This window comes from uncultured Cohaesibacter sp. (assembly GCF_963556055.3).
Lineage (GTDB): Bacteria > Pseudomonadota > Alphaproteobacteria > Rhizobiales > Cohaesibacteraceae > Cohaesibacter.
Window position 1 is genome coordinate 46,794 of sequence record NZ_CAUVYE020000023.1, and the last position, 18,562, is coordinate 65,355.

Annotated in this window: 20 protein-coding genes; 6 read left to right on the forward strand and 14 right to left on the reverse strand. The window is 52.4% G+C overall.

Going from position 1 to position 18,562, the window contains the following annotated elements; translation table 11 throughout:
- Positions 1 to 75: 75 nt before the first annotated feature.
- From ACHZB8_RS15575 to clpS, 4 genes are all read right to left on the reverse strand, one after another.
- Entirely contained in the window at positions 76 to 1,497 is a 1,422-nt protein-coding gene (locus ACHZB8_RS15575) for a TrkH family potassium uptake protein (RefSeq protein ID WP_316861668.1), read from the reverse strand.
- 135 nt (positions 1,498 to 1,632) lie between these two features.
- Positions 1,633 to 1,878 (reverse strand): hypothetical protein, encoded by a 246-nt coding sequence (locus tag ACHZB8_RS15580; protein WP_316861670.1) that lies wholly within the window; start codon positions 1,876 to 1,878, stop codon positions 1,633 to 1,635.
- Between the two features lie 49 nt (positions 1,879 to 1,927).
- The gene (clpA, locus tag ACHZB8_RS15585) at positions 1,928 to 4,375 is read right to left on the reverse strand and encodes an ATP-dependent Clp protease ATP-binding subunit ClpA (RefSeq protein WP_316861672.1); all 2,448 of its coding nucleotides are present in this window, start codon (positions 4,373 to 4,375) and stop codon (positions 1,928 to 1,930) included.
- A gap of 9 nt (positions 4,376 to 4,384) precedes the next feature.
- The gene (gene clpS / locus ACHZB8_RS15590; RefSeq protein ID WP_316861673.1) at positions 4,385 to 4,711 is read right to left on the reverse strand and encodes an ATP-dependent Clp protease adapter ClpS; all 327 of its coding nucleotides are present in this window, start codon (positions 4,709 to 4,711) and stop codon (positions 4,385 to 4,387) included.
- Between the two features lie 442 nt (positions 4,712 to 5,153).
- Here clpS and ACHZB8_RS15595 point away from each other — a divergent pair, with 442 nt between their 5' ends.
- Positions 5,154 to 6,611 carry a serine hydrolase gene (locus tag ACHZB8_RS15595; protein WP_316861675.1) on the forward strand — a complete coding sequence of 486 codons (1,458 nt, stop codon included), beginning with the start codon at positions 5,154 to 5,156 and terminating at the stop codon, positions 6,609 to 6,611.
- Between the two features lie 21 nt (positions 6,612 to 6,632).
- On the opposite strand, the gene ACHZB8_RS15600 is transcribed toward ACHZB8_RS15595, so the two are convergent.
- The 3 genes from ACHZB8_RS15600 to ACHZB8_RS15610 all read right to left on the reverse strand — a co-directional run bounded on the left by ACHZB8_RS15600 (position 6,633) and on the right by ACHZB8_RS15610 (position 8,620).
- The gene (locus ACHZB8_RS15600; RefSeq protein ID WP_316861676.1) at positions 6,633 to 7,328 is read right to left on the reverse strand and encodes a DnaJ domain-containing protein; all 696 of its coding nucleotides are present in this window, start codon (positions 7,326 to 7,328) and stop codon (positions 6,633 to 6,635) included.
- A gap of 24 nt (positions 7,329 to 7,352) precedes the next feature.
- Entirely contained in the window at positions 7,353 to 8,084 is a 732-nt protein-coding gene (locus ACHZB8_RS15605; protein WP_316861677.1) for a VWA domain-containing protein, read from the reverse strand.
- Positions 8,085 to 8,185: 101 nt separating this feature from the next.
- Positions 8,186 to 8,620, reverse strand: a complete 435-nt coding sequence (locus tag ACHZB8_RS15610) for a DUF1489 family protein (RefSeq protein WP_316861678.1) — start codon at positions 8,618 to 8,620, stop codon at positions 8,186 to 8,188.
- Between the two features lie 141 nt (positions 8,621 to 8,761).
- On the opposite strand from ACHZB8_RS15610, the gene ACHZB8_RS15615 reads away from it, so the two are divergent.
- The 5 genes from ACHZB8_RS15615 to ACHZB8_RS15635 all read left to right on the forward strand — a co-directional run bounded on the left by ACHZB8_RS15615 (position 8,762) and on the right by ACHZB8_RS15635 (position 12,994).
- Positions 8,762 to 9,655, forward strand: a complete 894-nt coding sequence (locus tag ACHZB8_RS15615; RefSeq protein ID WP_316861679.1) for an NAD-dependent epimerase/dehydratase family protein — start codon at positions 8,762 to 8,764, stop codon at positions 9,653 to 9,655.
- A 272-nt stretch (positions 9,656 to 9,927) separates the two neighbouring features.
- The gene (locus ACHZB8_RS15620; RefSeq protein WP_316861680.1) at positions 9,928 to 10,272 is read left to right on the forward strand and encodes a metalloregulator ArsR/SmtB family transcription factor; all 345 of its coding nucleotides are present in this window, start codon (positions 9,928 to 9,930) and stop codon (positions 10,270 to 10,272) included.
- A 24-nt stretch (positions 10,273 to 10,296) separates the two neighbouring features.
- A complete protein-coding gene (locus ACHZB8_RS15625; RefSeq protein WP_316861681.1) occupies positions 10,297 to 10,641 on the forward strand; it encodes a rhodanese-like domain-containing protein in 345 nt (114 codons plus the stop codon).
- 544 nt (positions 10,642 to 11,185) lie between these two features.
- Complete coding sequence (locus tag ACHZB8_RS15630) at positions 11,186 to 11,875, forward strand: DUF599 family protein (protein ID WP_316861683.1); 690 nt, start codon at positions 11,186 to 11,188, stop codon at positions 11,873 to 11,875.
- 201 nt (positions 11,876 to 12,076) lie between these two features.
- On the forward strand, positions 12,077 to 12,994 hold the full coding sequence (locus tag ACHZB8_RS15635; protein ID WP_316861685.1) for a DMT family transporter: 918 nt from the start codon (positions 12,077 to 12,079) through the stop codon (positions 12,992 to 12,994).
- Positions 12,995 to 13,015: 21 nt separating this feature from the next.
- Here ACHZB8_RS15635 and ACHZB8_RS15640 read toward each other — a convergent pair whose 3' ends face one another.
- The 7 genes from ACHZB8_RS15640 to ACHZB8_RS15670 all read right to left on the reverse strand — a co-directional run bounded on the left by ACHZB8_RS15640 (position 13,016) and on the right by ACHZB8_RS15670 (position 18,411).
- Positions 13,016 to 13,369: a hypothetical protein gene (locus ACHZB8_RS15640; RefSeq protein ID WP_316861686.1), complete on the reverse strand. Its 354-nt coding sequence runs from the start codon at positions 13,367 to 13,369 to the stop codon at positions 13,016 to 13,018.
- 119 nt (positions 13,370 to 13,488) lie between these two features.
- Positions 13,489 to 13,914 carry a VOC family protein gene (locus ACHZB8_RS15645; protein WP_316861687.1) on the reverse strand — a complete coding sequence of 142 codons (426 nt, stop codon included), beginning with the start codon at positions 13,912 to 13,914 and terminating at the stop codon, positions 13,489 to 13,491.
- 70 nt (positions 13,915 to 13,984) lie between these two features.
- On the reverse strand, positions 13,985 to 15,391 hold the full coding sequence (mgtE, locus tag ACHZB8_RS15650) for a magnesium transporter (RefSeq protein WP_316861688.1): 1,407 nt from the start codon (positions 15,389 to 15,391) through the stop codon (positions 13,985 to 13,987).
- Positions 15,392 to 15,661: 270 nt separating this feature from the next.
- Positions 15,662 to 16,057 (reverse strand): biopolymer transporter ExbD, encoded by a 396-nt coding sequence (locus tag ACHZB8_RS15655; protein ID WP_316861689.1) that lies wholly within the window; start codon positions 16,055 to 16,057, stop codon positions 15,662 to 15,664.
- Positions 16,047 to 16,442, reverse strand: coding sequence for a biopolymer transporter ExbD (locus ACHZB8_RS15660; RefSeq protein WP_316861691.1), 396 nt, complete (start codon positions 16,440 to 16,442; stop codon positions 16,047 to 16,049). The genes ACHZB8_RS15655 and ACHZB8_RS15660 overlap by 11 nt, the downstream gene beginning before the upstream one ends.
- Complete coding sequence (locus ACHZB8_RS15665) at positions 16,442 to 17,173, reverse strand: MotA/TolQ/ExbB proton channel family protein (protein ID WP_316861692.1); 732 nt, start codon at positions 17,171 to 17,173, stop codon at positions 16,442 to 16,444. Before ACHZB8_RS15665 ends, ACHZB8_RS15660 begins: the two co-directional genes overlap by 1 nt.
- A gap of 230 nt (positions 17,174 to 17,403) precedes the next feature.
- On the reverse strand, positions 17,404 to 18,411 hold the full coding sequence (locus ACHZB8_RS15670) for a hypothetical protein (RefSeq protein ID WP_316861693.1): 1,008 nt from the start codon (positions 18,409 to 18,411) through the stop codon (positions 17,404 to 17,406).
- Between the last annotated feature and the right edge of the window lie 151 nt (positions 18,412 to 18,562).

Sequence of the window (18,562 nt, forward strand, 5' to 3'; positions counted from 1 at the left end):
AGTGACACAGCTCAGACAAAAGTGCAACATCGCATAAAGGTACAGCCGTCCCGCATTGTGGCAAAATTTCAGATACTACCAGCGCCAGAAACCGGGCATCAGGATCGCGAGGCCGGACAGTATTTCAAGCCGCCCCAGAATCATCTCCAGAGACAACAGCCATTTGCAAATCTCGGGCAGGCTACTGAAATTGCCAGCAGGCCCAATGATATCCCCAAGGCCGGGACCGACATTGGCAATGGCCGTGGCAGAGGCGCTCATTGCGGTCACGAAATCCAGACCGGCCAATTGCAAGAGGATGGCAAAGAACATGAAAGTGGCAAAGAACAGGAAAATGAAGCTCAAGGTCGAGGCTGCCATTTCCTCGTCAACCACCTTTTCGCCATAGCGCATCGGCATGATCCGGTTGGGGTGGATCAATTTGGCGATCGCATTCTTGATGATCAGCCAGGCAATGACAAAACGGAACTGCTTGATTCCCCCAGCCGTTGATCCCGAGCATGCACCAAAGAAGGTCAGAATCAGGAAGAAGGCCCAAAAGAGCGGTCCCCAGGTCTGATAGTCACCAGCTCCATAGCCGGTGGTCGTGACAATCGAGATCACATCAAACAGGCTGACCGCAAAATCTTCCAGTTTATCACCGGGTGAAAGCGCCTGCTTGGCAAAGAACAGCACCACAGAGGCGATCAGAACCCCTTTGAAATATAGTGAAATCTGAGGATCTCTTGAGCGGTCGGAGGAAAAAAAGCGGATCATGTAGAGGAACGGCAGACCACCGAAAAACATGAAGAGCGAACCGGCGAACAGGATCCCCACGCTATCGAAATGGGCCATTGAGGCATCGGACGTCGAGTATCCACCCGTCGACAACGTTGTCATGGAATGATTAATGGCCTCGAAAGCTGTCATACCGAGCGCGAAATAGGCAAGCGCACAGGCCACAGACAAGAGCACATAGACAAGAGTGATCTTGAAGGCAAATTCACGAATGCGGGGATAAGGATTGTCGCTCTGCTCGGAGGATTCAAGGAAAAACAGCTTTTGCCCACCCGAACCGATCATCGGCAGAATCGTGATACTGATCGCAACAATCCCCAGCCCCCCGAGCCACTGCATGAGCGAGCGCCAGAAAAGCAGCCCCGGCGCCATGTCATCAAGCCCGCTCAGGACCGTCGAGCCGGTTGTCGTGAACCCTGACACCGTTTCGAAATAGGCATCAGCATAGGTAATGTTGAGAGAAGAGAAATAAAGCGGCAGCGCCGCAAAGAAACTGATGATGATCCAGCTACCATTTACGAACAGGATCGAGCGGCGGATATTCCACTCCCCTTCCTGCCCGCGCATGGCCAGATAAAGCGCCACGCCAAAGCCAACAGAAATCGAACCGCCACCCAGAAATGCATGCCAATCCGAATTGGAAACTGAAATGTCGATAATTGCAGGAAAAAACATCATCCCGCCAAGAGCGGCAATCAATATCCCGAGAGCCGAAAGCACAGCTTCACCTCTTCTTTGCGAATTTGTTCAGCTTGTTTAGCTTTCAAACCATGAAAAGGTCAAGCAGGCAATCATTTCCCGTCTTTCAAACAACAAAGAAGTACAGATTTCGGTTTGTTGCAAATGGCTCTGTTCTCACTCATCGCCAAAGAAATGCTGATAGAGCAGAGTAAACAGCAGCAGGAAACCGGCGGCCAATGTCAGAATATTCTTGATGAGTTCCCTGCCATCGACATGTCCCGTTGTCGAATCGATCAGACTGCCAAACAACCCGCTTGGGAAGGCGGCCCGCATGATCGCACTCGCCCCCATAAGCGAAACAAGGGCAAAGGCAAAAAACAGCAGCAGATTACGGAGCCATTTCGGCAAATCTGGAAACATGAGTCAAAAGCGCCGATCCAAAGACCGGCGCCCCATCACTATTGCAAGATTACTTTTTCTCGGCCTTTACCACGCTCGGCACAGACCCTTTCTTTCTCGTACGAGGACGCCGCGCTTTGCTTTTCTCATCGCGACTGGTCTCGGACATAGGCTTGTCAGCAGCCTTTTTGCTGCTCGCAGGCTTTTCCTTGACGGGCTCTTCATCCTCAAGAACGGAGAGGAACAGTTTTTCCATATTGTCCAGATCGATATCGACCCGAACCGTCCCCCCCTTGGTCAATTTGCCAAACAGGATTTCCTCAGCCAACGGCCGCTTGATATGCTCCTGAATAACCCGGCCCAGAGGACGCGCACCCATTTTCGGATCATAGCCCTTCTTGGCAAGCCATGCGGTTGCGGCATCGGTCAACTCGAAGGTCACGCCGCGATCCGCAAGCTGAGCTTCAAGCTGCATGACGAATTTGCGCACGACCAGATGAATGACATCCGTTGAAAGCCCGGAGAATGGAATAACCGCATCAAGTCGATTTCGGAACTCGGGCGAGAACATCTTGTTGATCGCCTCCTCGTCATCGCCGGAACGTGCGCTCTGGGTGAATCCCATGGCAGGCTTGTCCATCTCGGTCGCGCCCGCGTTGGTCGTCATGATCAAAATGACATTGCGGAAATCAACCTGCTTGCCATTGTGATCCGTGAGCTTGCCGTGATCCATCACCTGCAACAGAATATTGTAGAGATCCGGGTGGGCCTTCTCGATCTCGTCAAGCAGCAAAACGCAATGCGGATGCTGGTCCACGCCATCCGTGAGCAAACCACCCTGATCAAAGCCGACATATCCCGGAGGCGCGCCGATCAGACGCGAAATCGTGTGCTTTTCCATATATTCCGACATGTCAAAGCGTAGCAGCTCAACCCCCATCAAATCAGCAAGCTGACGGGAAACCTCTGTTTTGCCAACACCGGTTGGCCCAGAGAAAAGATAGTTGCCAATCGGTTTTTCCGGTTCACGCAAACCGGCACGCGCCAGCTTGATCTGGCTCGTCAAGGCCTCGATCGCCTGATCCTGACCATAGACCATCCGCTTGAGGTTGATCTCGAGATTGGACAGCACTTCACGATCATCCTTGGATACCGTTTTAGGCGGTATCCGGGCCATGGTCGCAACGGTCGCCTCGACCTCCTTGGCAGAAATGCTCTTGCGGCGACGAGAGACCGGCAACAACTGCTGAGCAGCCCCGGTTTCATCAATCACGTCAATCGCCTTGTCAGGCAGTTTCCGATCATGGATGTATCGAGCGGACAATTCCACCGCCGACTTGATTGCATCAGCCGTGAATTTGACGCTGTGATAATCCTCGAAATAGGGCTTGAGGCCCTTCAGGATATCAATCGTATCGGGAATAGAGGGCTCATTGACGTCGATCTTCTGGAAGCGACGAACAAGCGCCCGATCTTTCTCGAAAAACTGCCGATATTCCTTGTAGGTGGTCGACCCCATGCATCTCAGATTGCCCGCCGCCAAAGATGGCTTGAGCAGGTTGGAGGCATCCATGGCCCCGCCCGAGGTTGCACCCGCGCCGATCACGGTGTGAATCTCGTCGATGAACAGGATCGCCCCGTCATACTCCTCGATTTCCTTGATGACCCGCTTAAGGCGCTCCTCGAAGTCCCCGCGATAACGAGTACCCGCAAGCAGCGTTCCCATATCAAGCGAGAAAATCGTCGCGCCTTTGAGGACATCGGGCACCTTATCCTCGACAATGCGCTTGGCCAACCCTTCGGCGATGGCCGTTTTGCCGACACCGGGATCCCCGACAAACAACGGGTTATTCTTGGAACGACGGCATAAAACCTGAATAGTGCGATGAATTTCCTGATCGCGCCCGACAAGAACATCAATCTTGCCGTCGCGGGCCTTGTCGTTGAGATTGACCGCATAGGCCTTGAGGGCTTCAGCCTTGCCGGCCCCTTCTTCCTCATCTTCATCGTCAAAATCAAACGGATTGTCGTCATCTTCATCATCGACACCGGAGGGCGTGCCACCATCCGACAGGCCTGGCCCCTTTGCGATACCGTGCGATATGTAATTGACAGCATCATAGCGGGTCATGTCCTGATCATGCAGGAAGAAGGCCGCATGGCTTTCACGCTCGGCGAATATCGCAACAAGCACATTGGCCCCGGTCACTTCCTCACGTCCGGACGATTGGACATGAATTACCGCTCGCTGGATAACACGCTGGAAACCCGCAGTCGGCTTGGCATCCTGCCCCTTGCTCTGAACCAGGTTGGACAATTCATTGTCAACATAATCGAGAAGGTTCTTTTCCAACAAATCCAGATCAACCCCGCACGCACGCATCACGGCGGCCGCGTCATTGTCATCAATCAACGCGAGCAATAGATGCTCAAGCGTAGCAAATTCCTGAGACCGCTCATTGGCGGTGATCAGGGCTTTGTGCAAGGCAACTTCGAGACTGTTAGAAAATGATGGCACTAGCTATCCTCACTTTTTTTCCATGATGCATTGCAACGGATGTTGATGTTGATGAGCAAAATCCATGACCTGGCTCACCTTTGTTTCCGCTACTTCATAGGTAAAGACGCCACATTCACCAACACCATGGTGGTGAACATGCAGCATGATGCGGGTCGCATCTTCCCGCCCCTTGTTGAAAAAGGCCTCAAGAACGTGAACAACAAACTCCATCGGAGTGAAGTCATCGTTCAGCAGCAGGACCCGATACATATTTGGACGTTTTGTCTTGGGCTTGGCCTTGGTAGTAATCCCAAGCTCTTCCTCTTCATCCAGGCGACGAATATCCTTACTCATTGCTCAGATTGTCTCCGCAATATTCTCCGGCCGGAAGCCGGTCTTTCTTCAAATCGATCCCGTATGCTCGTCAGCCCTCAAAAACCAAAAAATTCCAGCACTTGCATTCAGGGCTGGCTGACCTGAGTGTGGCACACATAAAAGCCATCATGCCAGTGAATAATGTAAGCACATTCTGTTTTGATTGTAAGGGTATCTGCTTTCATACTGGAATTGGACCATCGACAGCAATTTTAAAAGCGAGATCATTGGGTTAAGGACTTTTCCTTAATAAATTCACCATTATTTTTTTGCAAATTGACTGTTGAGAATCATTTTTACCATTTCCTAACCGAGATTCCATACCCTTCTTGATAAACCAGAATTTGGGCGGAATTTGCCCTAATTAGTTCAACCTTTGGGTATCAACCGCCCGAAATGTTAATCATTTAAAGGACGTCAAGTGTATAGAGTAGCGTTCAGAGCCAATTGGCATGTGCTGGCAGCACGCTCTGTCACAATGATTGCGGCAACCATTTTGCTGGCAATAGGCATCGTGGCAACAGCCACCCCCACGCGAGCGGCCAATAATAAATATGCCGCTTACGTGATCGACGTCAAAAGTGGCAAGGTGCTTTTTTCGAGATATGCAAACTCGCATCGATATCCGGCGTCTCTGACCAAGATGATGACGCTCTACATGGTTTTTGAGCAACTCGAGCAAGGCAAGCTTTCCCTCGGCAGCCGTTTGACGGTTTCCAAACACGCAGCCGGTCAGGCCCCATCGAAACTGGGTCTGAAACCGGGCAGCACCATCAGTGTCAAAGATGCCATTCTGGCGCTTGTTACCAAGTCTGCCAATGATGTCGCCGCAACCGTTGCAGAAAATATTGGCGGAACCGAGAGCAAATTTGCCTCGATGATGACCGCCAAAGCCCGCTCCCTCGGCATGAAGAACACGACCTTCAAGAATGCCTCAGGCCTGCCGAACCAACATCAGAAAACGACAGCAGCAGACATGGCCCTTCTTGGTCAGGCACTCCAGGACCGTTTTCCGACCTATTTCGACTATTTCGACACCAGATCATTCCGATATGGCAACGCACGCTATGGCAACCATAATAAGCTTCTGGGACGCGTGAAGGGCGTGAACGGCATTAAAACCGGCTACACCCGCGCATCCGGCTTCAACCTTGTGACCAATGTCGAAACCCGCGACCGTCATATTGTCGCCGTGGTCATGGGTGGCAAATCCGGTACAAGCCGCGATGCGCATATGAAGTCGCTCATTGCCAAATATCTGCCAAAGGCCAAAACCGGACGCAGAATGACCGCGCTAATTGGCGTTCCCCAAAAAAGCTATATCAAACTGGCTGAAACGATCCGCCTGCCACGGGCAAAAACAGGCGCGTCAGACCAGCCGCTCGTGATGGCATCAAGCACCGCCATGATACCAGAAACCGCAGCAGAGACCCCGACCAACGATCTGACTCTGGGCGTACTGCCGCGAGCACCGGTTGAGCTGGCGTCGGTGTCTGCCACACCAAGGCCAAGATTGACGACTGCGGCGCTTGCCGTTCCACCGCTACCGCGTGCGGCAAACGATCCGATCGGCGATCTTTCCACACATTCCCCAGCCCTGCCTGAAGTGGCGCCCAAGCGTCAGGTCAAGCCGCAGGGATGGCACATCCAGCTCGGCGCAACCCCTTCATTGCAGAAGGCTAATGCCCTTCTGGACAAAGCGAGAAACAAAAATGCCAGCCTCTTGCTCAATCAGGTGAACTACACGGAAACCGTCCAAAAAGGTGACGCCACACTCTATCGGGCACGCTTCGCCGGTTTTACGTCAAAATCTGCGGCTAGAGATGCTTGTGCAATCCTGAAGAAACAGAAATTCGCCTGTCTGGCACTGAAACCCTAGTGTATTTGAGTAGTTTGGAGATCAGTCATGATTTCGGAGCAAGACGGATTTGGCCGCGTTGATCTTGGCAGCAAGAAAAGTCGAGCCCCCGTGGTCCGGGTGGACCCGTTTCATCAAGCGTCTGTGAGCGTGAACAATTTCGGCCTCGCTGGCCCCCGCCGCAAGCCCAAGCACCTGATAGGCTTCCTCCTGGGACATGGGGCCAGAGTTCGTCGTGCCTCCTTCCCGCGCTGTCGGGTCGATATTGAAGCTTTCTCGCCAGTCGGCACGCCGGCCGTCAAGATACGCTTCAAGTAGGTCACGGCTTTCCCTGTCGCTTTCCACCTCCTGCCAGAGGCGGCACAAATCTGCCTCTGACAAGCTGTCAAGTTCCCGCCCTTCAAACTGCCCCGCAAGAACCTGACCGATGATAATACCCGTATCGTGATCAAGGGTCATCTCCAATGCCGCGGTTCGCACCGTAGACCCCCGCCCGCCATCACGATCAGCCCCGGCACGCGACGCCTTACGGCGCAGCAATGTCCAGGCCATCACCATAACGGGAACAGCAAACATCCACTGCCGTCTTGCAACAAGAAACCCTGCCCCCAGCAACAAGAGCAGACCTGCGACCCTGTAGGCCAGCATTGCCAGATCCTGAGGATTGGCATAGGCCGCCCAGCGCAAGAGAAAGATCAATCCGGCAAAAAGCAGGAACCCTGCAAGAAAATAAATCATTTACGTCCAATCCCAAACATCACGTCACGCCTTTGGTCCAGGCAATTGCTTTCTCAATTCATCGGGCAAACGCGTCACATCACGACCACTGGCTGCAAAGGCCGCAATACCTTTCAGATAGTTGGCCAGTTTCGATTTGGCATTTGCATCAAACTGCCCATAGGCCCCTCCCGTCAATCGTGCTATTTGCCTGAAAATATCACTTGCCATGGGATCGGCACCTTCCTGAAACACGAATACCGGGATTCCTGAACGACCAATATCATCCGCCATTCCTACAATCCTGTCCGGGTCTTCCTCAAGGCAATCACCAACATAGACAACCGCGTCGATATGCATTTGGCGGGCTTCGTTTTTCACATGCTGCAAAATGCGCCCAAGCTGTGTGCGCCCTGCCCGGCAGTCGAACCGTTCCATCCAGCCGGTCATTTCCTTTGCCGAACGCGTCCAACGGCTCGCACGGCACTCGCTCGTTCCACGAAAATAGACAAGTTGAGTCGCAAGACTACCGTGAAGCTGGGCCACCTCGAACATATCCGCCTGAACAGAGCAAGCCACATCCCAGGTCGGCTGACGACTCATCGTTGCATCCATCGCAAATATCAGGCGCCCGGATACCGGCATCAGTCCCTTTTCTGCCTGAGCCTGTCGCACCAATTTGGTTTTGGCGAGGAAACTGGCGACAGAGCCTTCATTGGCCTCCTTCGAAAGACCCTGATTGGCGTGGCTGATCAACTCGTCCCTTTTGTTCGCCATTCAGTTCCCTCCCATAATGCAATATCTGGTGACCGGATTCACTCCTTCGGTGACTTGCCTATTTCTACAATAGGAAAGCGTCTTTTTAAACAGCATCGAAATCAGAGCAAGCCCAGTTCGGCCAGTTCACGCCTGAAGTCAGGTGGCAAATCATCATCTCCATCAAGAGCAATCAAGTCCCTTGGTGCTTCGGAAGCCTTGAGATAGCGCCAGCCCTGAAAAGCCCTTTTCGGCTGCGCCTCTGTGCGAACAAGTTCGGGATCCATGACGATCTGACAGCGTGAAATTCCATCGGCTGTAACGACCGAACGCAGATCAATGATCCGCTGTCGGGCCAGAACCATGCCCTTGATAACCCAGTAGAGTGATCCGCCATCGAGCAGTTCGTCTCGCCGTTTCGGGGTCATGCGCGTCGTGTGGATCTGCTCGGGCGCTTCTCCCGCCGCCAGCCGCACAAGCTGCCGCTGGGCAATCCAGTGCTCCAAATCGTCCACACGATCAACACCAACACAAAGTTTTATTAAATGAACAGTCATCATGTTTCCTTATCATGCTGTTCATACGCCTTAAAGACTAGATCAGATTGCCCAAAGTTGGTCATGGATTTATGCACATTTTGCGATTATGTGATTTAAGATGAAGCCAATCGGACTTGCTACGAAAAAGGGAAAAACTGAATGCGGATTTTTCTAACCGGAGGAACCGGGCAGATCGGAAGAGCAGTAACAAAACTTGCAATATCGCAAGGTCATGGTGTTACCACTCTGGCAAGATCGGAAAAAAGTGCGGAAATTCAGAAATCACTTGGCGCAAGCCCCATCATGGGCAGTTTGACCGATCCATCCGGCTGGGTTGATCTGGCATTGGAGCATGATGCGTTTATCCACGCAGCGGCCACGTTCGACACCGATATGGGCGACGTCGACCACAATCTGATGGCTGCGCTCTCCGAGCAATCCCGGAACTTGCCAGAGGGCAAACAGATCCCGTTCATTTTCACCGGCGGCTGTTGGCTCTATCCCGAAGAACCTGTCATTCCGATCACGGAGCGACACGTTCTTGACCCCCTGCCCGAATTTGCATGGATGCTGGAAAGCATCGAGCAACTGCACAGCTGCCCCAGATTCCGCCTGACAGTCATCCATCCGGCGCTTGTCAATGACAATGAAAAAGGCACGATTGTAAGCTACGCCAATCAGCTGCGTGAAAAGGGGAAAATCTCGCTTGTCGCGTCCAAGGACATTCACTTTCCTTTTATCCATGCCGACGATCTTGCGGATCTCTATCTCAAGGCAATCGCTCATGCCGGGAACGGCCTCATTCTCAATGCAACCGCGATCAAGAGTGCAACGGCCGGCGAGGTGGCAAATCTCGTTGCCACCCATACCGGACTTCCCTGCAAAATCGAGATCATTTCCATTGAAGAAATTCAGGATGAGATCGGCAACTGGGCGTCTGGGTATGCCCGCTCCCAACGCATGTCATCAAACCGTGCCCGCGATCTGCTTGACTGGCAACCACGCTTTGACACTATTGAGGCCATTGTTGAACAATGCCTGAAAACTGACTAACCCCCCGAACGCATGCATAGAGACAAAAGTGGGCTGCCTTCGCAGCCCTTTTTCTTGCCCAATTCTGTGAAAGAACACAGCACTCTGCCACTATTGAGACGACTTGAAAATCTCCGTGGGCGAAAAATCTCCTTGACTAAACATTCGAACATACTAAATTAGTGAAATCTAATGATAGACACAGTTCGCGACCGGGCGGCCTGGAATGTCGTTTCCTGTGACCGTGCGTACAAGGCGACCAAATCAAAATCGAGAACAATTTAGGCATTTGAATGAGTTCTGAAGCATCCATCGAAGATTTAGCAGACCAGGCCGACGAAGTGGCGCGCCTGCTAAAACTGCTCGGCAACGGAAACCGCCTGCGCATTCTATGCCAGTTGATCGATGGAGCTGACAAATCGGTAAATTGTCTTGCAGAGCGTCTCAATATCTCCCAAAGCGCTCTTTCCCAGCATTTGGCAAAAATGCGGGAAGATGGCCTCATTTGCGGTCGTCGCGATGCACAGACAATCTATTACTCCATCTCGGACAACAATGCCGAATTGCTGCTCAGTGTTTTGAAAGACCTCTATTGCGCAACTGATGATAACAGCCCGTCAACTGCCACCGCAGAATGACCGTTTATAGGAACAGACCAGAGAATGGCAAAAAAGCAAATTGTCAAACAAATCAATCACGATGACGCCAAGGCGCTGCTCGACAAAGGAGCCGTCCTTATCGATGTGAGAGAGAAAATGGAATTGATGATGAAAAAGGTGCCATCGGCATTGCATCATCCCCTGTCTTCGATCAGCGGACCAATCGATACCAACGGAGCACCGGCAGCGATCTTCTTTTGCGCATCGGGTGCCCGGACAAACGGCTGTGCCCGCCAGTTGGCCCAGCATGTCGACTGCGACGCCTACATGCTGATCGGCGGCATGCATGCCTTGTCGCGCATGGGCGTACCGACAGAAGGTGGTCTATTCAAATTATTTGGCGGATAAGGCAAAGAAAGTGCATTGGCAGCCAGACCTGTGCTGCCACACAGGCGAGCCGAATGCACCCAAGACTAGCATAGACACAAACAAAAAAAAGCGCGGTCCAAGACCACGCTTTTTTTTTGCATTTTTCAGCGCACCATCTGGTGTACGATCAACCAGCAGCAATCGCCACGGTATCAAATGCTCCGAAGAAGTATACAATAGCGAGAATGGCACCTAATGCCAAAACCGCTTTCATTGTGACACCCCAACACGAAACGTTGACTTCGTTGTCCATGAAACCTCAGCTGTCACTTGACTATGTCATCTCACGCACTCAACATCCGAGCGCTGAGGGCTTCTTGTTAACGTCTCGGAAATAATTGCGCAACTATTTTGGCATGCAAAATGTGCAGCTCTGCTATTAAATTGAAATATTATATAAAAATCAATCATGTAGGTTCTTAATAAATATGTGCGCAATATGGCAATTTGGTGGTTGGCACCTGACCGCGGCGATGGAATCAAAGCAAAATCGAGAATCTACAAGAAAAATGAGGACTATCTGATGATACCATTTTCAAGCTTCGATATTATTGCCTTGCTCTGGTATCTGCTATTCTGGGCGGCTTTCACCTATCTTGTCGACTATTCTCCTCTGAAAAAGCATAACATTTCCGTGCTGATGGCCGCTCATCGATATCGCTGGATGCGCTCACTGCCCAAACGCGAATTCCGGATGATCGACACCGCCATCATCACAGGGCTTCAGAATGGCACCGCCTTTTTCGCTTCAACCGCATTGCTGGCCATCGGGGCGGGATTTGCGATGCTCAACGCAACCGACATTGCCATGAAAGTGGCCAATGACCTGTCCCTGCCCATCGAGACATCGCCGGAGCTTTGGGAGATCAAGGCAATCATCCTCATTTGCATTTATGTATATGCCTTCTTCAAGTTCGGCTGGGCTTATCGCCTTTTCAACTATACCTCCATCCTGATTGGCGCTTTCCCATATCCCGATGACGCAACAGAAGAGGAACTCGACCGAGCCATAAAACAGGCCGCAGAAATGAATACGCTGGCTGGGCACCATTTCACTCTTGGCTTGCGTGCATTTTTCTTCTCCGCGCCGATGTTTGGCTGGTTCATCCATCCCTTACTGTTCATGATTGCTTCCACCATCGTCACGGCAGTCCTCATCCGGCGGCATTTTTTCTCACGCCCTCAACTCATTTCCCAGCTCTTTGTTAAGTAGAGAAACCAAAGGCTTGTTGTAATCGAGCTTGAGGAAAGGTGCTGCGGGCACCTTTCCCACCTTTGAGGTTGAAATGCTGGAAAACTCTGACCTGTAGATGCAAAAATGTCGATAGGGGCATTGCAAAGGACAAAATTCCAAGCCAAAGGATGGAATGCATCTTAGCAACCGCCCTTCCAGATATATCGCCGAGAATTCCTGATGTCCGCCCCTACTATTCGCAAACCGACCCCGTTCGATCTGTCTCTGCTTCTGTTTTTGACTCTCGTTTGGTCATCCTCCTTCATTGCCATCAAGGTGGCTGTGCCTGAAACGGGTCCAACCTGGCTGACGGCCACGCGCATTGTCATCGGTTTTGTCGTATTGCTGCCCTGGAGCCTTTATCGCGGCATCATCCTTCCCAAATCAGTCAAGGCCTGGGCCAACATTGTCATTATTTCACTGCTCAATGTTTCCGTGCCATTCTTGCTGATTTCCTGGGCGGAACTGACCATCTCCGCAGGCATAGCATCCTTGCTGTTGGGAACTGGCCCCCTTCTCTCGCTCATCTTTGCCCACTTGACGACCCATGACGACAAGTTCAACCGAAACAAGCTTATCGGCATCCTGTTGGGATTTGCAGGGATCGCTCTGGTTGTCGGCAATGAAGCAATCAAGGCGATGGGAAGCAGTTCCGTCATTGCCATGCTGGCAATTCTTGGAGCATCGCTCTCATATGCCATTTCTGGCGCAATGATCCGTCAGGTCAAGGATATCCCGCCAACCCGGCTGGCAACCCTTATTCTGGGTCTGGCGTCGCTCGAAATGATCGCACTGGCCGCACTGGAAGGCACGCCGGATTTTGCCGCCATCTCCATGAGCGCATGGGGCAGCCTTGCCTTTCTGGGCCTCTTGCCAACGGGACTTGCAACAATCTTGCGCTATCGCCTGATCTGGGCAATCGGGGCGAGTTTCTTCTCGCTGGGGATGAATCTCATTCCGGTTTTCGGGGTCATTCTGGGCGCTTTGATCCTGTCAGAGCAGGTTGCCATCACCACATGGGCCGCACTTGGCTTGATTCTCGCTGGCCTTCTGGTAGCGCGTCGCCCTGCCAAATCCAGACCGGGTGACAGCCATTAACGGGCTAGAAATGAATACCCGTCACATCGGGTCCAGAATCTTGGCGTCGACAAACCCCACGACACCATTCGCCTTGACTTCACATGCCCGCACCTGAAGCATCTTGCGTCGCTTGGAAAGCGTGCCATAGGCCCAATCCCGAAAGCTGAATTCGGGTCGACACCAACGCATCACAACTCCTGTGGTTCCCTTTTCAAGCTGCGCTTTCTTGCCGGAGGCCTCGGCTATATCCTTACGCAAATAGCTATCCGCAATAACTTTATAGACCGTATCATACGGGCTCTTGGCCCCTTGCGCTGCTCCTGAACCGGGTGACAGGGCCAGAATACCGGCGATAAGACTCGCCCTCGCAATTCCTTTTATCAAACCACTCATGGGGAATAACCTTTCAGAATAAAAAATCAGTCTGGAACGAAATCTCGACGAAAATCAGTCAAAGAAGAAAGATAGATAATCCAGAGACACATATCTGAGCATGGAGCTTGATCGTTGTTTCATCCCAACTGATCGCTTGGCCAGACACCACCGGTTGCCAACTCGACAACATTGCCAAACGGATCGCGAAAATAAAGACTGCTTCCGCCCAGAGGCCACGTCACGCGGCTTTCTATCTCGATTCCCCGCTCCACAAGATAGTCCCGCCAGGCCTCGAGCTGGCTTTCATCAATCCGGAAGGCAAAATGGGCTGGCCCCGTTGCGTGATGACCGGGAACTCTCTGTCCATCGATCAGGGCATCCTCATCACAAGCCCCTCGCAGACACACGATCAAAACCTGACGCGGCGCGACGTCATAGGCATGCAGCCGCTCTCCCGCAACCATGCGCTCAAGGCCCAATACGCCATTGTAGAAGGCATGGGCCTGCTCCAGATCATCGACATAGACCGGCGTTTCCAGAATTCCCATGATCCGAGGCGGCATGAAGCTCTATCCTTTGGTGAAGATCAAACAACGAAAAACAACAAAAGAGACATGCAAGAGATGGTCAGCCCTACAGGAATCCGAACCACCAGCCCGCAAGCCCAAGAAAAGCAAAGAAGCCAACCACATCTGTCACAGTGGTAATGAACACCGATGATGCGATGGCCGGGTCAATCCCCGCCTTCTGCAAGCCCACGGGAATGAGAATGCCAGAAAGTCCTGCGCAGAACAGATTGATCACAATCGCCGCTCCCATGACAAAGCCCAACTGAATATTCGAGAACCAGAGGGCCGAAATGACACCGAGGATCACAGCAAAGGTCAACCCGTTGAAAATGGCCACCAGAATTTCACGGGATACGACGCGCATCATGTTGAATTTATCAAGGTCCTGCGTGGCAAGAGCACGAACCGCCACCGTCATGGTTTGGGTGGCGGCATTGCCCCCCATCGAGGCGACAATAGGCATCAAGACCGCAAGGGCCACCATCTGCTCGATTGTCGCATCGAACACGGCAATCACCTGAGAAGCAATGATGGCCGTACCAAGATTGACCAACAGCCAAGGCAACCGCGACCATAGGGTTGCCATGACCGTATCGGTGATTTCCTCGTCGCCAACACCGCCGAGACGCTTGATGTCTTCGGCCGCTTCTTCGTGAATGACGTCAACGACGTCATCGATGGTAATCACACCCACGAGGCGTTCGGATTCATCCAGCACCGCCGTCGACAAAAGGTCATAGCGTTCGAACAGGCGGGAAACCTCTTCCTGATCCTGATCCACCATGACGAAATGGCGTTCTTCGTTCTGAATCTCGGAAATTCTCGTCGGACGGCGCGAACGTAAAAGCGTATCGAGCGAAACTGTTCCCAACAGCCGGTGTCCGGGATCGATCACAAAGATCTGAAAGAAAGAATCCGGCAAATCCGCCGTCTCACGCAAATAATCGATGGTCTGACCCACAGACCAGAAAGGTGCCACGGCAATGAAATCGGTCTGCATCAAGCGACCGGCCGAATCTTCCGGATAATCGAGCGACCGGGCGATCTGCAACCGATCAATGGCCGGCAGAGCGGCGAGAATCTCGTCTCGATCTTCTTCCTCAAGATCTTCAAGAATGACGACCGCGTCATCGGAATCAAGTTCGCTGATCCCTTCTGCAACCAGTTCGTTGGGCAGAGTTTCAACGATCTTGGCGCGCAGGGAATCGTCAAGTTCGACAAGGGCGGTAAAGTCGAAATCGCCCGCCAGCAATTCAATGAATTCCGTGCGGTCTCTGGGACTGAGCGCTTCAATGATGTCACCAAGATCCGCTTCATGCAGATCCTGGGTAAGGCTTAGCAACAACTCGCTATCTTGCGAGTCAATGGCGTCGTCGATGCGCGCGAAAAATTCCTGCGAGATCATCCCGCTTTCATCGCGCACCTGCTGCAAAACAGTGGCGCCATCCTGATTGATGTCTTCGAATTGCACCTGAAAATTCTCCTGTAGCAGAGCGCCTGATACCGCAAATCACTTACACTTGTGCCGCAAAGCGCCACCAAACTTCAACCCCTCAATCGATGCAAGAAACAGGTTCCTGCAAGAATGATGCTGTCTCTGGTCACATGGAAGGGCGCAAACCCGCCGTGTAACAGCGTCAACTGAATGGCGAAGCGGTAAAAATAACAATAGCGTGAAAGTGGATAAGGGTCGACAGCAAAGACAGACCCCGCATCAGACATCCCGGCTCAGGAAGCCTGATCATTTTCGCAAGACCTCAAGCTTGATGGCACCCTTGCAATAGGGGCGAAGGATGCGCACCAATTCCAGAATGCCGGAAAAATCGGCTCCGGCATCGGCGCGAATAACCAGATCCCTCGCCTCCTCGTCTGCGATGAGGGCCTGTTTGAGCGTTTCAAGAACAACATCGCGTTGGTGATCGGAAGCAAATTGCAGTTGCCCGTCATTGCTTACAAATAACGTCAGCGACGCCCCCTTCTCCTCTCCCGCAACGCTTTCCACCGCATTGATATCGAGATCAGGCTTTTCGGCAATCCGCCCCATCATCATCAGAAAGATGAGCAACAGAAAAACCACATTGATCATGGGCAGAATGGTCTCGCGGATGGCGGGGCGTTCGGGTTCGTCAATTTGCATCGGGCACCTCCGGAACCAGAGCCACCGATTTGACCCCCATGCCTTTGAGACGGTCGAGAATTTGAACACCCTGTTGCAAGGGCACCGAGCCTTTGAGGATAACGGTGACGGGCTGTTCGGACGCAACGGCCTCGGCCAGCATCGCATCGGCTTTTTCACCAGTCTGTGTCATCAGTTGGCCCTGTTGACCCAGAACCACCTTCAAGGCCTTGAGCGACTGCCCCGGCAACTGCGCTCCCCCGTCGGTTACCAGATCCAGCACCCGATATTGGCCGAACGACGAGACCAGCATGAAAAAGACGATCAGAATGAAGATGACATCGATCATTGATGTCAGGCCAACGGACATATGCCTCTTTTTCTTGTCTGAAAAGTCAAATGCCATTACTCGGTCCCGGACGACTTGTCGTCCTCTGAGGGGGCTGGGTCCTGTTGCGCTTGTGGTGTCGGCTTCTGCTGCGGATGCGCTTGTGGTGTTGGCTTCTGCTGCGGAGAAGCTTTGACGGGGCCGGACCGCTTTTTCCGAGCGAACTGAAGCCGACCCTTTCTCTCGGTCGAAGTGCCATAAAGGGCATCCGTTGCCACGCATTCAAGACGATAGCGCATGCCATCAACGATGCTATCAAGCATTGCGTGCAGGGCAAGAGCGGCAAGTGCAATGACCATACCGGCAGCCGTTGTTGTCAAGGCCTCCCAGATCCCTCCTGCCAAATCAGCAGGCTTGACCGTATCCCCTTGAATCTGCATCGCGTGAAAAGCTTCGATCATGCCAAGCACGGTTCCCAGAAGGCCGAGCAGCGGGGCCGCTGTCACGACCAGTTCCAAAAGACGAAAGCCGGTCCGGGCCTGTCGCAGAAAACCTTTCACCGCAAGGGTTGCACTTTCTTCTATCTGTTGTTGGCTGGCTCCCGCACTCTTGCGCTGCTCGATGTGATATCGCAGGTCCTGAGCCGCGCCGCTGCGAAAGGAAAAGGGATGTAGCATTGCAATCTGAAAGGCTGAGACCAGCCCGGTTGCGATCACCAGCAAAGCCAAGACAGCCAAGGCAACGAGCGTCCAGCCACCCAGATCCAGCATCATGACCCAAAGATCTGAAAGGTGTTGTTTAAAGGCCATTTGGGCTTACTCCTTCAGCGACAAGATTTCTTGCGCCAATCCTCTTTAGCAAGTCTCGCCCCATCAGAAAAGCACACATGTTGCTCAATAGTCGCGAAAGTTCGGCCAGAACAGACAAAGCCAGCGAAGAGCAACATCGATGAAGGATCGAAAATCGCCCGGCGCTGGCTTCGTGAGAAAGGTCTTTGCCTCATCAGATCATGGGCCAGCACAACAGCTGCCCCAAGATATCACTTGCATCTGTCGAAGGTCGGTCTGTGGTGGCGATAGATAACCAGGGCCCGATAGCAGGTGGAATCAAAGCTGGATGCGAATTTCTCACCCTTCAGGTTCGCTCGTATCTTGCTGCCCTTGCCTACGGCCCCATCAAGGAAGCTGGAAAGAATGAGGTTGAAGCGCTTGTCATCAAGCACCAGACCCAATTCATAGACCCTGACCAGATACCCCATCGTAAGGAAGGCATGACTTGAATCCTCAATGCCAGACGCTCCTCGATAAGGCCAGACAAGATGAGCCTTGCCGCTGCGCGGGTCGATATAGGCTGCATCATTGATCATGCGTGCAATCGTGGTCATCCGACCGACATATCGCTTGTCGCGGGGATCGGCTTGATAAAGATAATAGGCAAGCATGCCCATTGCAGCCTGCATGTTATAGGGAAGCGGAACGCCCTTTTTGCCATTCAGATCATGTCCGGGATAAACATAGCCATCGCTCGTCCAATCCTGCTCCATCGCATCGAAGGCCTTGACCGCCAGATCGAAGGCAACCTGCCCCCGTTCAGCATTGGCGATATCGCCGTGACCATTGACCAACCAGGCGAACCGGGCAATCGGGCTTGCAATCATGCCATTATGGACAGCCCAAACGGTTGGTTTGTTTTTCGAGTATTTTTTCGAGAACCAACCAGACACCTTGCGGTAGCGAATCCCGTCCGAACCATTTTCGATGAAGGAGGCCTTAAGCCATGAGATATGCTGCCAGATCTGATCAGCGATTTCCTTGGTGGGACGATATTCATATATGTCGAGCAAATCATTGAGAACATAAGATTCACACCACGCCAAAATCCCGGCATCGCCGCTATCTGCATATTTCTTGAAGCAGAAATCATCAGACCGTTTGCCGCGATATTCGATCTTCGCATTGAGGGCCAGAAACTCCTCGTTGCTCACTCGGTCCGATTTCTCCACTTCCATCAAGCTCGAACAGCTTGAGAGCAGCAAAGCCAAACACATTACGAAAAGCCTGAACAACAATGGTCAATCCCCGTTTCAAAATGGCCAAACACGACCGTACACCCGTCATGGCACAGCATTACGGCAAAATCATTAAGGCATCCTAAGTCAGAATCTGGAAAAATTAAGGATATGCAAACCATTGAACAGA

Coding starts and splice junctions, on each gene's coding strand:
- ACHZB8_RS15580 (WP_316861670.1), bottom strand. CDS start 1,878: ATGTTTCCAGATTTGCCGAAATGGCTCCGTAATCTGCTGCTGTTTTTT.
- ACHZB8_RS15610 (WP_316861678.1), bottom strand. CDS start 8,620: ATGACTGTTCATTTAATAAAACTTTGTGTTGGTGTTGATCGTGTGGAC.
- ACHZB8_RS15630 (WP_316861683.1), top strand. CDS start 11,186: ATGATACCATTTTCAAGCTTCGATATTATTGCCTTGCTCTGGTATCTG.
- ACHZB8_RS15645 (WP_316861687.1), bottom strand. CDS start 13,914: ATGCCGCCTCGGATCATGGGAATTCTGGAAACGCCGGTCTATGTCGAT.
- ACHZB8_RS15625 (WP_316861681.1), top strand. CDS start 10,297: ATGGCAAAAAAGCAAATTGTCAAACAAATCAATCACGATGACGCCAAG.
- clpS (WP_316861673.1), bottom strand. CDS start 4,711: ATGAGTAAGGATATTCGTCGCCTGGATGAAGAGGAAGAGCTTGGGATT.
- ACHZB8_RS15605 (WP_316861677.1), bottom strand. CDS start 8,084: ATGGCGAACAAAAGGGACGAGTTGATCAGCCACGCCAATCAGGGTCTT.
- ACHZB8_RS15600 (WP_316861676.1), bottom strand. CDS start 7,328: ATGATTTATTTTCTTGCAGGGTTCCTGCTTTTTGCCGGATTGATCTTT.
- ACHZB8_RS15640 (WP_316861686.1), bottom strand. CDS start 13,369: ATGAGTGGTTTGATAAAAGGAATTGCGAGGGCGAGTCTTATCGCCGGT.
- ACHZB8_RS15615 (WP_316861679.1), top strand. CDS start 8,762: ATGCGGATTTTTCTAACCGGAGGAACCGGGCAGATCGGAAGAGCAGTA.
- ACHZB8_RS15635 (WP_316861685.1), top strand. CDS start 12,077: ATGTCCGCCCCTACTATTCGCAAACCGACCCCGTTCGATCTGTCTCTG.
- ACHZB8_RS15660 (WP_316861691.1), bottom strand. CDS start 16,442: ATGGCATTTGACTTTTCAGACAAGAAAAAGAGGCATATGTCCGTTGGC.
- ACHZB8_RS15665 (WP_316861692.1), bottom strand. CDS start 17,173: ATGGCCTTTAAACAACACCTTTCAGATCTTTGGGTCATGATGCTGGAT.
- ACHZB8_RS15655 (WP_316861689.1), bottom strand. CDS start 16,057: ATGCAAATTGACGAACCCGAACGCCCCGCCATCCGCGAGACCATTCTG.
- ACHZB8_RS15670 (WP_316861693.1), bottom strand. CDS start 18,411: ATGTGTTTGGCTTTGCTGCTCTCAAGCTGTTCGAGCTTGATGGAAGTG.
- ACHZB8_RS15620 (WP_316861680.1), top strand. CDS start 9,928: ATGAGTTCTGAAGCATCCATCGAAGATTTAGCAGACCAGGCCGACGAA.